Origin of the sequence: Hymenobacter aquaticus, assembly GCF_004765605.1 — a bacterium.
Lineage (GTDB): Bacteria > Bacteroidota > Bacteroidia > Cytophagales > Hymenobacteraceae > Hymenobacter > Hymenobacter aquaticus.
Genome location: NZ_SRLC01000002.1, coordinates 161,362 through 175,538 on the forward strand (window position 1 = coordinate 161,362; position 14,177 = coordinate 175,538).

Here is a 14,177-nt window from a genome sequence, read left to right on the forward strand (position 1 = left end):
CGTGTTCCCGCAGAGTTCAGTGGCGGTCCGCGTTACCCAGGCTTTCGTGCTCGGTACGGCTTTGTGCCTCGGCAGCAGCTGCCAGCGGGCCGCTGTGCCCGCCACAACTGTGGCGCCGGTGTCCGCTGCTACCTCTACCAGTTCGGCTTCTGCGGCCAGCAGCGAGTTGCCCCGTGCTGTGGTGAGTGAGCGGGTAGCGGCGCTGCTGGCCCAGATGACGCTGGAAGAGAAAATCGGGCAGATGACCCAGCTCACGAACACCGTCATCAACACGACCGGCGTACAGAAAGACGTGACGCTGGACTCGGCCAAGCTGGTGCCCCTGATCCGGCAGTATCACGTGGGTTCCTTTCTGAATGGGGAGGCCGTGCCCGCCACGCAGTGGGTTCGGTATTCGGCCGCTTTGCAGCGCATCGCTATGCGCGAGTCGCGCCTGCACATTCCCATTATCTATGGCATCGACCATATGCACGGGGCCAGCTACGTGGCCGGCACGGCTATTTTTCCGCACAACCTGAACCTGGGTGCCACCTTCAACCCCGAGTTTGCCCGCCAGACGGCCCGCGCCACGGTGCTGGAGTCGGCCGACCTGGGGCACCACTGGGTGTTTGCGCCCGTGCTCGACCTGGGCGTAAATACCTACTGGCCGCGGGTGTACGAAACCTACGGCGAAGACCCGCTGGTCGCCTCCGTGATGGGGGCCGCTTTTGTGCGGGAGATGCAGGAAAACAAGGAAATAGCGCCCTACAAAGTCGCGGCCTGTGGCAAGCACTTTCTGGGCTACTCCGACCCGCGCAACGGCTGGGACCGGACCAACGCCCAGATTTCCGACCAGCGCCTCCAGGAGTTTTTCCGCCCCTCGTTTCAGGCGGCCATGGATGCCGGCCTGAAAACCATCATGATTAACAGCGGCCTGATTAACGGCGAGCCGGTGCACTCGTCCAAGGCCATTCTCACCGATCTGCTGCGCCGCCAGATGGGCTTTAAGGGCGTCGCCGTGACCGACTGGGAAGACATCATCCGGCTGGTGCGCATCCAGAAAACGGCTCCTAACGAGAAGGAAGCCACGTTCCAGGCCATCGACGCGGGGGTGGACATGGCCATGACGCCCTACACGACCAACTTCTGCCGCTACGTGAAAGAGCTGGTGCAGGAAGGCCGCCTCACCGAAGCGCGCATCAATCTGTCGGCGGGCCGGGTGCTGCAGCTGAAAGACGAGCTGGGGCTGTTCGAGAACCCCATGCCCCGCACCGACCGCCTCAGCCGCATCGGCGACCCGGCCCTGAAACTACAGGCCGTAGAAGCCGCCCGCGAATCCATCGTGCTGCTGAAAAACGAGCAGAACACGCTGCCGCTGGCTCCCGCTAAGGTAAAGCGCCTGTTGGTGGTTGGTCCCTCGGCCGACTCCCGCGCCAACCTGGCCGGCGGCTGGACCCTGGCCTGGCAGGGCCGCCCGGAAGCTGAATACCCCAAAGAGGTGCTGACCATCTACGCCGCCCTGCAAAAGGAATATCCCGGCGCCCAAGTGCAAACGATTCCGTACCGGGACGCCGCCGGTAAGCTGACGCTGGCCGCTGTTAACGCGGCGGCCCGGCAGGCCGATGCCGTGGTGCTGGCCCTCGGGGAGCGGCCCTACACCGAGGGGCTGGGCAACACCAGTGACCTGACCCTACCCGACGACCAGCAGCAGCTGGTGCGCGCGGCACAAGGCAGCGGCAAGCCCACGGTGCTGGTCGTCATCGGCGGCCGGCCCAGTATTATTCGGGGCGTGGCCGAGAAGTCGGGGGCTGTTCTGTGGGGCGGGCTGCCGGGCTTTGGCGGCGGGCAGGCCATTGCCGAAATCATCAGCGGCAAGGTGAATCCCAGCGGCAAGCTTTCCTTTACCTACCCGCAGTTTGCCGGCCACATTTCGCCCTACCACCACGACAACAACGAAAACTCGCTCGACCTGAGCGACTTCGGGGCCGGCTTCGAAAACCGGGGCCCCAAATTCAAGCCGGCCATGCTCACCGAATACGGGGAAGGCCTGAGCTATACCTCGTTCCGATATAGCACCCTGCAACTCTCCGACTCGGTGCTCAGCGGCAGCGGCACGCTACGCGCCACGGTGCAGGTGACCAACACCGGCCGCCGCGCCGGCAAGGAAGCCGTGCTCTGGTTTCTGACCGACGAGGTGGGCCGCGTCACCCGCCCCGTGCGCTTGCTCAAGCACTTCGAGAAGCAGGAGCTGGCCGCCGGCGCCAGCCGCACCTTCACCTTCGAGATTCAGCCCCAGCAGCACCTGACTTACCCCAATGCCCAGGGACAGGCCCAGCTGGAAGACGGCTTCTTTACGCTCCGCGTGGGCGGCCAGACCAAGCGCTTCCGCTACGTGACGCCCACGGCCGCTACCACCCCCGCCGACCGGCAGGGCAGCGCCGGCACCCGACCCTAGAACCATCGGCCCCGGCCGGTCGGCTTCCGACGGAGGGCTTTCCCCTTTTTCGCTCCACACTTCCTAATTCCTACCTCCATGAACTCAAACCACTACCCGCATTTTCTGCGGCGGGCGCTGCTGCTGGCGACGCTGGGGCTGCCGGCACTGAGCCTGCCCACCCTGGCTGGCTCGGCAGCCCTGCCGCTGCCCGTGGCTGGACGTCCTACGCTGGCCGATATTCCGGTGTCGGGCCGCGTGACGCAAAGCAACGGCGAGCCGCTGCCCGGTGTTACCGTGCTGGTGAAAGGCACCTCCCTGGGTACTTCGACCAACTCCGACGGTACGTTTTTGCTGAACGCGCCGGAAAACAGCACGCTGGTATTCAGCTACGTAGGCTACGTGCGCCGGGAAGTAGCCGTGACCAGCGCCAACAGCGGCAGCCTGGCCGTGACGCTGGACGAAGATCTGAAGGCGCTGAGTGAGGTGGTGGTAGTGGGGTATGGCACGCAGGAGCGCACCAGCGTTACCGGGGCCGTATCGTCGGTGTCGGGTAAGGACATTGCTGCCCAGCCCGTGGCCGACCCCGTGCAGGGTCTGCAGGGCCGCGCGGCGGGTGTTACCGTCACCCAGAACTCGGGGGCCCCGGGTGGCGCCGGCGGCACGGCCGTGCGGGTGCGCGGCATCACCTCGGCCGGCAACAACTCGCCGCTGTACGTGATAGATGGCTACCCGCTGCCCTCGAACGACGCGAACGGCAACTCGGTGGAAAACCAGCTCAACGCCATCAACCCCAACGACATCGAAAGCGTTGACGTGCTGAAGGATGCCTCCGCGACGGCCATCTACGGCTTGCGGGCAGCCAATGGCGTGGTCATTATCACAACCAAGCGCGGCAAGGCCGGCACCGCGACCATCAACCTGGATGCGTACCGGGGCGTGCAGCAGGTGTGGCGCAAGCTGAGCCTGCTGAACGCGGAGGAATATGCCACCATCAACAACGAGTCGCGGCTGGCCAAGGGCGAGCCGATTCTGCCCCAGCTCAGCAACCCCAAGGCGTTGGGGGAGGGTACCAACTGGCAGGACCAGATTTTCCGGCCCTCGGCCGTGATTCAGAGTTACAACCTGTCGGCCTCGGGCGGCAGCGAAAAGGCGCGCTACGCGGTGTCGGGCGGCTATTTCCAGCAGGATGGCACCATCATCGGGTCGCACTTCGAGCGGTTTACGCTGCGGGCCAACGGCGACATCCAACTCAATAAGATTCTGAAAATCGGCAACAGCCTGTCGCTCACCAACCTCAACGACCGGCAGGTAGATACCGGCAGCAACGAGTTCGGGGTGCTCAGCAACGTGCTCCAGATTCCCTCCACGCTGCCGGTCTACAACGCCGACGGCAGCTGGTACGAGCCGACCAGCACCGACGGCTTCGTGGAGCCCAACCCCGTGCTGCAAGCCCTGATTACGGACTCCAAGTTTACCCGCAACCGGGTGCTGACCACCTTCTTTGCCGAGCTGGAGCCGCTGAAAGGGCTGCGCTTCCGCACCAACGTGGGCGCCGACCTGGTGTTTGACAACTACAATGCCTTCTCGCCGTCGCTCGGGCCCAACTCGCCGCGCAACGCCACGGCCAGCGCCAGCGCCTACAACAACTACAACCCCAGCTACCTGATTGAAAACACGCTGAGCTACGACCGTCTGTTTGGCGGTAAGCACCAGGTGACGCTGCTGGCGGGTCAGTCGGCCCAGCAGTTCAACTACAGCACGATGGCCGTGAGCCGCGCCGGCTACACCAACAACGTGCTGCGCCAGATCAACAACGGGCCCGAAAACGCGCTGCTGCGCAACAGCGGCGCCGTGAGCCCCCCCGACCGCCTGGCCAGCTACTTCGGCCGCGTCAACTACGAGTTTGCCGGCAAATACCTGCTGGCCGCCACGGCCCGCTACGACGGCAGCTCGGCCTTCGCCCTGGGTCAGAAGTTCGGCTTTTTCCCCGGCGTATCGGCGGGCTGGCGCATTTCGGAGGAAGCCTTCATCAAGGACATTGCCAGCATCAGCAACCTGAAGGTGCGCGTGGGCTGGGGCCGCGTGGGCAACCCGCTCAACGCGGGCCGCTTTGCCTACCTGGCCAACATTAACTCCGGCATTACCTACCCATTCGGTTCCGCCGGCGACATCAACATCGGGGCCGCGCCGACCAAGCAGCAAAACACGCTGCTGAAGTGGGAAATCAACGAGCAAACCAACGTGGGCCTCGACGTGGGCCTGTTCCAGAACCGCGTGGAAGCTACGCTGGACCTCTACAACCGCCGCTCGCCCAACCTGATCAGCCTGGTGCCACCGCCCTACGTGACGGGTACCTACGAATCGGTGAACACCAACGCCATCGACTCCTACAACCGCGGCCTCGACCTCTCGGTGACGACGCGTAACTTCCAGGGCGCCAACGACGGCCTGACCTGGACGACCACGCTGGTGTTCTCGACCTACTCCAGCCGCATCGACAAGCTGGGCGTGGCCGTGCCCTTCAACGGCCTGACGGACCGCAACCTGAACGCCGTGGTGCGCTACGACGAAGGCCAGCCCTTCGGTTCGTTCTACGGCTACGTGGCCGACGGCCTGTTTCAGAACACGGAAGAGGTGAAAAATCACGCCCGCCAGACCGTCGGCACCGACCCCGGCAAAAGCACCGCCCCCGGCGACATCCGCTTCAAGGACCTGGACGGCGACGGCGTCATCACCGACAAAGACCGCACGTTTATCGGCGACCCGAACCCGGACTTCACGTATGGTGTTACCAACACGCTTACCTTCAAAGGCTTTGATTTCAACGTGTTTCTGCAAGGCTCGCAGGGCAACGACGTCTACAACCTGAACCGGGTGTATACCGAAGGCGGCCTGACGACCAACGGCAACTCCAGCACCCGCGTGCTGAAGCGCTGGACCGGTGAAGGCACCAGCAACGACGTGCCCCGTGCCATTGCCGGCGACCCCAACCTGAACCTGCGCATTTCCAGCTACTTCGTGGAAGACGGATCCTACATGCGCGTTAAGATGATGACCCTGGGCTACACCGTGCCCAAGACCATCGTGAGCCGCGTGGCGGCCCAGAGCCTGCGCGTGTACGTCAGTGCCCAGAACCTGCTGACCCTCACCCGCTACAGCGGCTTTGACCCCGAGCTGGGGCAAGGCGGCGTCGATCGGGGCGTGTACCCGCAGTCGCGCGTGTTTCTGGCTGGCCTGAACATCGGCTTCTAAGCCGGTCGCGCCGTTTTTTCATCCTTCTGCCTTTCATTCCCCCCATGAAAACGACCACTACCAAAGCCGCCGGCGCGTTGCTGCTCCTGAGCCTGCTCGCGGGCTGCGGCGAAAAGTTTCTGGATGTGAGCCCCAACAGCTCCGTGACCGACGAGAATTTCTACCAGACCGAAACCGACGCCATTCAGGCCACCAACGCTGCCTACGCCGAGCTGAGCCGGGGCGGCCAGTACAACTACGCCCTGTGGGGCATCGGCGACATTATGTCGGATAACTCGACCACCGGTGGTGGCGGGGGCGGCGACGGCCTGGAGGAGCAGCAGCTCGACAACTTCAACATTCCGGCCAGCAACCCCATGACCACCCGCCTGTGGAACGGCAGCTACGTGGGCATCGGCCGCGCCAACCTAGTGCTGGAAAAAGTGCCCGGCATCACCAGCATGTCCGACAAGATCCGGCGGCGCTGCCTGGGCGAGGCGCACTTCCTGCGGGCCAAGTACTACTTCGACCTGGTGCGGGCCTTCGGCGACGTGCCCCTGATTACGACTCCGGCCAAAAGCCCCGAGGACGCCCGCCTGCCCCGCACCCCCGCCGACCAGGTATACGGCGTGATTATCTCCGACCTGACTTCCGCCATCGGGGAGCTGGACGAAAGCTACTCGGGTGCCGACCTGGGCCGCGCCACCAAATGGGCCGCCGCCGGCCTGCTGGCGAAAGTGCAGCTCACGCGGGGCAACATGGGCGAAGCCGCCCGGCTGGCCCGCGACGTAATCGGCTCGGGCAAGTACAGCCTGTGGACCAACTACGGCGACAACTTCCGGGTGGAAAACGAGAACGGCCGGGAGTCCCTGTTTGAGGTGCAGTACATCAACGGGAAAAACGAATACACCTTCGACGGGCTGGGTTTCGTGGGCAACGAGTTTTTTGCCCCCCGCGGCCAGAACCTGGTGCCCCAGAACGGCTACGGCTTCAACGTGCCGGAGCCGGAGTTCGTGCAAGGCTACGAGGAGGGTGATAAGCGCCGCGACGTGACCATCTGGAAGCCCGGCGACAAGTACCCCGACGGCCGCGTGCAGCCCGCTTCCCTGCAAGGCTCGCCCAACGGCTACAACGTGAAGAAGTGGTTCGTGGGCAAAACCAACACCCTGGTTTGGGATTCGCCCCTGAACATTCCGGTGCTGCGCCTGGCCGAAATCTACCTGATTCACGCCGAGGCCGCCGGCCCCGTGGAGGGCCGCGAGTCCATCAATCTGGTGCGCCGCCGCGCCTTCGGCGATGCCAACCACGACCTGCCCGCCGGCATGGCTCCCGAGGCCTTCAAGGCGGCCGTCGTCAAGGAGCGGCGCTACGAGCTGGCCTTCGAGTGCGACCGGTGGTTTGACCTGAAGCGCACCGGCGACCTGCTCCGCTCCCCGGCGTTGCAGGCCAAAGGCGTGAAGCCCTTCAACGTGCTGCTGCCCATTCCGCAGTCGGAGCGCGATGCGAATCCTAACCTGAGTCAGAACCCCGGCTACTAGCCCCGGCCTGCCTTGTTCCGCCGATTTTTAACCTGCCCGTATATGACTAGTTTTTTTCGTAAAGCCGCCTGGATGCTGCTGGCCAGCCCACTGGTTCTGGCTTCGTGCCAAAAGGAAGACGACGACAACACGCTGGAAGGTCCAGTGCCCGTATCCGACTTCACGGTGTCGCTGAACACGTCGCAGTTCCCGATTGTGGCCACCTTCACCAGCACCAGCAAGGATGCCTTTCTCTTCCAGTGGAACTTCGGCGACACGCCGGTGCGCGGCTCCGGGCCGGTCGTGACGCACACCTACAAGCGCCCCGGCCCCGTAACGGCCACCCTGACCACCGCCGGCCCCGGCGGCACGGGCAACGTGGCCAGCAAGGAGTTTGACATTCCGACCGCCTGCGGCAACAACGGCTTCGCCGTGCTGACGGCCTGCGCCACCTCGGGCGCTACCACCTGGACGATTTCCGACCAGCCCCGCGCCATTGTGAAGCTGGCGGCCAACGGCACTGAGATTTCGGCCTCGGGCGTGCTGCCCGCCTGCCAGCTCGACGACCAGTTCTCGTTTACCAGCGTGTACACCTTCAGCTACGATGCCGGGGCGTCCACGTTTGCCAACGGTGCCTGCGGTGACGCCCTGAGCCTGAACGCCGACTTCGTGTACAAGGTCAACGGCTCGCTGGGGCAGATTATCCTGCAAAACAAACGCTCGTTCATCGGCCTGCCCGATTCGGTGGTTAACAAGACCTACGACATCGTGGAAGCCTCGGCCACGCGCCTGCGCCTACAGGGCACCAACCCCGACGGCACCAAAACCATTGTGACGTATGCGCCCCAGCTCTCGGCCCTCGACCGCGCCAAGCGCCTGCTGACCGGCGGCTCGTCGCGCACTTGGGTGCTCGACAACACCCAGGAAAAAACCATTGTGGTGGGCCCGAGCGATGCTGACCCGACCAGCTACTTCGGTGGCGGGGCGGCGGGCAGCCTGCCCGGCTGCCAGGCCGACGACGAGTTTACCTTCAGCGACGCCGGGGTGTATACCTACAATGCCAAGGCCGAGACGCTGGTAGCCGGCGCCGGGTGCGGAGCCCCGCTCTCGGGTACTTCCGCCTTCACGTTCGGCGGCGCTACGGGCGCCGGCATTGCCCAGTTTGAGCTGGCGCGGCCCACGTCCTTTATCGGCGTGACCGACGCTAACAACCGTATTTACCGCATCCTGGCCATCACCGAGCAGACCATGCTGCTGCGCGTGGGTCCTCCCACCGGTGGCGTGGTGCACACCATGAAACTGCGCGTGAAATAGCCTGTTCGGCCCCGCGCTCTAGCCCCTTATTCTCTTCCCGTCATGATTCGTACCTCCCTCTTTATTCGCCCGCGCCTGTTGGCGGCCGTGGCCGTGGCAGCCGTAGCAGGTTTGCTCTCCTGCACGCAGGAACCCGAAAAAGTGCTGCCCGCGCCCAAAACGGCCGAGCCCATCGTAAACGAGGAAGCCCGCGACTACGCCCAGTACACCGAGCTGGCCTGGAGCGACGAGTTTACGGGCGGCCAGCTCGACGACACCAAATGGACCTATGAAATAAAGGACCAGTGGTTTAACAACGAGCTGCAGGCCACCACCAACTCGCCCAAAAACCTGTTTCTGGCCGGCGGTGTGCTCAACATTCAGGCCCAGAAGGAAAACCTCAACGGCAAGAACTACACCTCGGCCCGCATCATTACCCGGGGCAAAAAAGACTTCGGCTTTGGCCGCCTCGACGTGCGGGCCAAGCTGCCCAAGGGCAAGGGCATCTGGCCCGCCATCTGGATGCTGGGCTCGAACGACCAGACCGTGCCGTGGCCCGTCTGCGGTGAAATCGACATTATGGAGCTGCGCGGCAGCACGCCCAACGTGAACATCAGCACCGTGCACTACGGGGCCACCACCGCCCCGGCCGACAAGCGGCAGATGGGCACGACCAAGGCGCTGGCCAGCGGCGACTTTTCGGAGGCTTACCACACCTTCACCCTGATCCGGAGCAAGGACCTGCTGCGCTTTTTCCTCGACGGCACAGAGTACTACCGGCTCACGCCCACGCAGGTGACGCCCTACCCGTTCAACAACCCGTTCTACCTGATTCTGAACGTGGCCGTGGGGGGCAACTTCGACGGCAACCCCGACGCCACTACCACCTTCCCGCAGCGCATGGAGGTAGAGTACGTGAAGTTCTGGAACTACAAATAAGCCCGTGGCCCGCCGGCCCCAACTGCTGGGGCCGGCGGGCTTATGGTACTGAAGCCGGCTCCTCGGCCCCGACTCTTCTTTCATTCCGCATTCCCACTTTCTAACCCCATCGGTATGTTGTCAACTTTTACAAAATCTCTTCTCATGGCGGGGGCTTTGCTCACGCTGGGCCACACGGTGGCGGCGCAGACGCTCTACGACAACTTCGAGACTACCCGGCGCGTGTCGTACTCGTTTACCAGCGGCGTGTTTACCCAGCCTACCGCCAACCCGTTTCCCAGCGCGGCCAACAACAGCGCCAGCGTGGCCCGCTACGTGCGCAACGCCGCCGAGCAGTTCGATGTTATCCTGATCAACCCGCAGGCGCCGCGCCTGGCCGACGTGACGCCCTACCTGACCGGGGCCAAGAAAATCAGCCTGAAGGTGTATAGCCCCGCTGCCGGCCGCGCCATGCAGATTGTGATACAGAACAAGACCAAATCGGCTACGGGCTACCCCAACGGCAACGTGGGCGGCACCTTCAACGCCACTACGACCGTGGCCAACGCCTGGGAAACGCTCACCTTTACCTACACGGCCGGCGGCCCGGGCGCGTTTGACCCCACCGCCCTGCCGACCGAAGCCGACCAGCTGGTGCTGCTCATCGAGCCGGCCACCAACAGCGGGGCAACCTACATTCTGGACGATATTACGGGCCCCGAGCTGGCTACCAGCGCCCCGGTGGTCGATCAGCTGTACGAGAACTTTGAAAACGTGCGCCTGCTGAACTACGTGCTCAAGAAAAGCAACGGCGGCTTCAACGGCGACACGCTGAACAACGCCCCCTCGACGGCCAACAACAGTGCCCGCGTGGGCCGCTACACCCGCAGCAACCAGCAATTTGACGTGCTGGTAGTGCGCCCCAAGCAGCGCCCCGCCGACGTTTCGGCCTACCTGACCAATGCCAAGCAGATGACCATGAAGGTGTTCAGCCCGGCGCCCGGCATTCCGTTCCAGATTACGATGCAGGACTCGACCCGCGCCGGCGCTACCAACTACCCGGCCGGCCGCCACTCGGAATACGTAGCCACCACCACCGCTACCAACGCCTGGGAAACGCTGGTTTTCAACAACGTCAGCCGCCCCGACGCGACGGTTTCCTCTACGTCCGTCAACGAGCTGGTGCTGCTCATCGCGCCCAACACGACGACCAAGCGCCGCGTGTATCTGGATGACTGGTATGGCCCCACGCTGCTGACGGCTACGCCGACCACCGCCGCCCGCCCGGCCGGCGCCGAGCTGGCCGCCAGTTGGCCCAACCCCGCGGCCGACTACACCAACATCAGCTTCTCGCTGGCCAAACCCACCACCGTTACGCTGGCCGTGTATGATGCCCAGGGCCGCCGCGTGGCCGTGCTGCTCGATGCCCAGACCCGCCTTACCGGCGAGCACACGGTGACGCTGCCCACGACCAATCTGGCCTCGGGCCTCTACCACTACCGGCTGGAAGTGGGTGACCGGGCCGTGAGCCGCGCGTTCAGCGTGACGCACTAGCACGGGCTTGGGGTAGCGTAATTTGGCTACTTCAGCCCTTACCGGCGCCCGATACCCTACGTTCCAGGGCCTGCCTGCTAATGCGGCGGCCCTCGTTCGCCGAGGCTGGTTTCGCGAAGTTAGGAGCGCGGAGCCAGCCTCTTTTTTTGCCCTGTTCAAGGCGTTTCACTTTCTCTTTCTTCCTTCCTATGGCTCTTGTTGCTCCTTCCCAGGCCAGTGCGCCTACCGCTGCCGAGGGCGGCCAGCCGCGCTACACGTCGGCCCTGGCCTCGCTCACGGTACTGTTCTTCATGATGGGTTTCATCACCTGCCTGAACGACATTCTGATTCCGTACCTGAAAGGGCTGTTCACGCTCAGCTACGCCAAGGTGAACCTGGTGAATTTCTGCTTTTTCGGGGCCTACCTGGTGATGGGCGTTCCGGCTGGCCTGCTGGTGAAGCGCCTGGGCTACAAGGGCGGCATGCTGGTCGGCTTTCTGATTGCGGCCCTGGGCTGCCTGCTGTTTTACCCGGCTGCCGCCAGCCGCACGTTTGCCCTGTTCCTGGGGGCGTTGTTCGTGCTGGCTACCGGCATCGTGACCCTGCAAGTGGCCGGCAACCCCTACGTGGCTATTCTGGGGCCGGCCGCTACGGCCTCGTCGCGGCTCACGCTCACGCAGGCGTTCAACTCGCTGGCTACCACTATTGCCCCCATCCTCGGCGCCCGCCTGATTCTCTCCCACCTGCCCGACCTCAAGAAGCTCTCGGCCGCGCAGGCCGCCGCCCTAGATGTCTCCTCCGTGCAGTACCTCTACCTCGGCATCGGGGCCGTGCTGGTGCTTATCAGCTTGCTGCTGCTGTTTCTTAAGCTGCCCACCATTTCGCACGCTCCCGCGCCGGCCGGCGACACCCAGCGCGCTTGGCACTACCGCCACCTGGTGCTGGGTCTGGTCGGGATTTTTGCTTACGTCGGGGCCGAAGTAGCCATTGGCTCCCACATTGTGAGCTACCTGGGCCAGGCCGAGGTGATGAACATGCCCGCCCAAACGGCTGGCGAGCAGGTAGCCTTCTACTGGGGGGCGGCCATGGTGGGGCGCTTTGCCGGTATTTTCGTGCTGCGTGCCTTCCGGCCCGGTCGGGTACTAGCCTTCACGGCCCTGGGAGCGGTGTTGCTGGTGCTCATTTCCATCAATACCAGCGGAGCCGTAGCCATGTGGAGCCTGCTGGCTGTGGGCCTGATGAACGCGGTGATGTTCCCCGTCATTTTCACGCTGGCCGTGGCCGGGCTGGGCCGCCACACCGAAGACGCGTCCGGTCTGCTGTCGGCGGCCATTGTGGGCGGCGCCATCATTCCGCCGCTCTTCGGCCTCATTGCCGACAGCCAAAGTGGTGGGGGCGGCGTGCACGCCCTGCGCCTGGCTTTTGCCCTGCCAATGCTCTGCTACCTCTACATTGTATGGTATGGCCTGCGCGGCAGCCGCCCGGCCGCTGCCCCCGTCACGGCCTGATAGCCGCGCCTGTGTTAGACGTAAAAAGCCGCCGACCACTAACAGGGTCGGCGGCTTTTGCGTTGTACGCCTGCTGGCTTCTTACTCCTGAACCAGCCCTACACCATCCACAATAGTAGCCTCGTAGGTGTCCAGCTTCCGGCCCAGGCGCTGCTGGTAGCCGGCTTTCATGTGCTCCACGAAGGCCGCCACGTGCTCGGTAGCTACCAGGTTGATGGTGCAGCCCCCGAAGCCGCCGCCCATCATGCGGCCCCCGTAGATACCCGGGGCCGTCTGGGCCAGCTCCACCAGCACGTCCAGCTCGGGGCAGCTTACTTCGTACTTGTCGCGCAGGCCGGCGTGGGAGGCGTAGAGCAGTTGGCCCGCAGCCGCTAGGTCGCCCTGGGTCAGTACCCGGCAGGTTTCCTCCACGCGCTGATTTTCCTCCAGCACGTACGAGCAGCGCCGGTATATTACTTCGCCCAGCTCGGCGCGGTGCGCCGCCAGCTGGGGCAGCGTCGCGTCGCGCAGGCTCTTGATTGCCGGGTAATGCTGCTGCAAGATGGCCACGCCCCGCTCGCACTCCTGGCGGCGGGTGTTATACTCAGAGCTGGCCAGGGCGTGCTTCACGCCCGAGTTGCAGAGCACGATGCGGCAGCTGCTGGTATCGAAGGGGTAGTACTCGTAGGCCAACGAGCGGCAGTCGAGGCACACGGCCTGCCCGCGGCGGCCAAACACGCTGGCAAACTGGTCCATTAGGCCGCACATTACCTGGGCGTATTCGTGCTCGGCGGCCTGGCCCATCTTGGCTATTTCCATGGGTTGCAGGCCGGTGCCCAGCAGCTTATCCAGGGCGTAGAGCATGCCACACTCCACCGCCGCCGACGACGACAGCCCCGCCCCGGCCGGCACCGTACCCCCAAACACGCAGTCGAAGCCCGGCACCGCCACCCCGCGTTTTTGCAGCTGAGCCACCACGCCCAGCAGGTAGTTGGCCCATTGGGTGTGGCTGGGCTGCACCGCGTCGGCGGGCACGTCCACGGCTTCTTGCAGGTCGTGGGCGCGCAACCGGATGGTGCCGGTCTGGTTCAGGGCCACCGCGAAGTACATTTCCTTGTCGATGGCGGCGGGCAGCACGTAGCCGCCGTTGTAGTCGGTGTGTTCCCCAATCAGGTTGATGCGGCCCGGGGCCCGCACCAGCAGCGGTTCGGCCTGAAACTGCTGGCGAAACGCAGCGGCAATATCGTGGATAAGCATAAGCCCTGAGGGTTGAGTGGGTGGAGAGCAGCCGGAGCCGCAAGTTGGCTCGCGGCGGCGAAGGTAAGTTTACGCGGCTGGCTTTTCTTTGGCTGCCTTTCGAGCCGGAACGCAGTAGGGCAGCGCGCACAAAAAACGGGTAAGATGTTGGGCCGCTTGTGGGAGGCTCGCCGCGGGGCCAAATGCTAGCCCAGAAACAAAAACCTGCTGCATTTCTGAGAAATATTAGTTAAGTTATACTTGTGCCGGAAATTAGTTGCGGAGTTAGGCCAGAGTGGTCAGAATTGTGCTCCACCCTTCCTCTCTGAAGCTCGCGGGGTATTTCAGAAAAATAGGCTGAATCGAACTTGATTTACGGCTTCGAGCGTTGCGGGTCATCTTTTGCCGGCTGAGCTTTACCGCCCAGTGAGGGGAAAGCAGGAGACATCAGGCAGTATTAAAAAAATACACTTGTTTGGTTGCCGATTGAAGTAAAATAGTATCTTTCGGTTTGCTGCGCTAAGCCGGGTTCCAAATTCCCCCACT

At 63.9% G+C, this 14,177-nt stretch carries 8 protein-coding genes; 7 read left to right on the forward strand and 1 reads right to left on the reverse strand.

The annotated features are described in order from the left end of the window. The first annotated feature begins 118 nt into the window (after positions 1-118). From E5K00_RS13615 to E5K00_RS13645, 7 genes are all read left to right on the forward strand, one after another. Complete coding sequence (locus E5K00_RS13615) at positions 119-2,434, forward strand: beta-glucosidase family protein (protein ID WP_167856887.1); 2,316 nt, start codon at positions 119-121, stop codon at positions 2,432-2,434. A gap of 78 nt (positions 2,435-2,512) precedes the next feature. Next, complete coding sequence (locus E5K00_RS13620) at positions 2,513-5,668, forward strand: SusC/RagA family TonB-linked outer membrane protein (RefSeq protein ID WP_135463875.1); 3,156 nt, start codon at positions 2,513-2,515, stop codon at positions 5,666-5,668. Between the two features lie 44 nt (positions 5,669-5,712). Further along, positions 5,713-7,185 carry a RagB/SusD family nutrient uptake outer membrane protein gene (locus E5K00_RS13625; protein WP_135463876.1) on the forward strand — a complete coding sequence of 491 codons (1,473 nt, stop codon included), beginning with the start codon at positions 5,713-5,715 and terminating at the stop codon, positions 7,183-7,185. Positions 7,186-7,227: 42 nt separating this feature from the next. After that, entirely contained in the window at positions 7,228-8,478 is a 1,251-nt protein-coding gene (locus E5K00_RS13630; protein ID WP_135463877.1) for a PKD domain-containing protein, read from the forward strand. A 42-nt stretch (positions 8,479-8,520) separates the two neighbouring features. Beyond that, positions 8,521-9,396, forward strand: coding sequence for a glycoside hydrolase family 16 protein (locus tag E5K00_RS13635; protein ID WP_135463878.1), 876 nt, complete (start codon positions 8,521-8,523; stop codon positions 9,394-9,396). Between the two features lie 114 nt (positions 9,397-9,510). Further along, positions 9,511-10,929, forward strand: a complete 1,419-nt coding sequence (locus E5K00_RS13640; RefSeq protein ID WP_167856888.1) for a T9SS type A sorting domain-containing protein — start codon at positions 9,511-9,513, stop codon at positions 10,927-10,929. Positions 10,930-11,117: 188 nt separating this feature from the next. After that, on the forward strand, positions 11,118-12,416 hold the full coding sequence (locus E5K00_RS13645) for a sugar MFS transporter (RefSeq protein ID WP_135463880.1): 1,299 nt from the start codon (positions 11,118-11,120) through the stop codon (positions 12,414-12,416). An 81-nt stretch (positions 12,417-12,497) separates the two neighbouring features. Here the strand turns inward: E5K00_RS13645 and galK are convergent, their stop codons facing one another. Beyond that, on the reverse strand, positions 12,498-13,652 hold the full coding sequence (gene galK, locus E5K00_RS13650) for a galactokinase (RefSeq protein WP_135463881.1): 1,155 nt from the start codon (positions 13,650-13,652) through the stop codon (positions 12,498-12,500). Positions 13,653-14,177 lie beyond the last annotated feature (525 nt).

Coding starts and splice junctions, on each gene's coding strand:
- galK (WP_135463881.1), bottom strand. CDS start 13,652: ATGCTTATCCACGATATTGCCGCTGCGTTTCGCCAGCAGTTTCAGGCC.
- E5K00_RS13635 (WP_135463878.1), top strand. CDS start 8,521: ATGATTCGTACCTCCCTCTTTATTCGCCCGCGCCTGTTGGCGGCCGTG.
- E5K00_RS13645 (WP_135463880.1), top strand. CDS start 11,118: ATGGCTCTTGTTGCTCCTTCCCAGGCCAGTGCGCCTACCGCTGCCGAG.
- E5K00_RS13630 (WP_135463877.1), top strand. CDS start 7,228: ATGACTAGTTTTTTTCGTAAAGCCGCCTGGATGCTGCTGGCCAGCCCA.
- E5K00_RS13625 (WP_135463876.1), top strand. CDS start 5,713: ATGAAAACGACCACTACCAAAGCCGCCGGCGCGTTGCTGCTCCTGAGC.
- E5K00_RS13620 (WP_135463875.1), top strand. CDS start 2,513: ATGAACTCAAACCACTACCCGCATTTTCTGCGGCGGGCGCTGCTGCTG.
- E5K00_RS13640 (WP_167856888.1), top strand. CDS start 9,511: ATGTTGTCAACTTTTACAAAATCTCTTCTCATGGCGGGGGCTTTGCTC.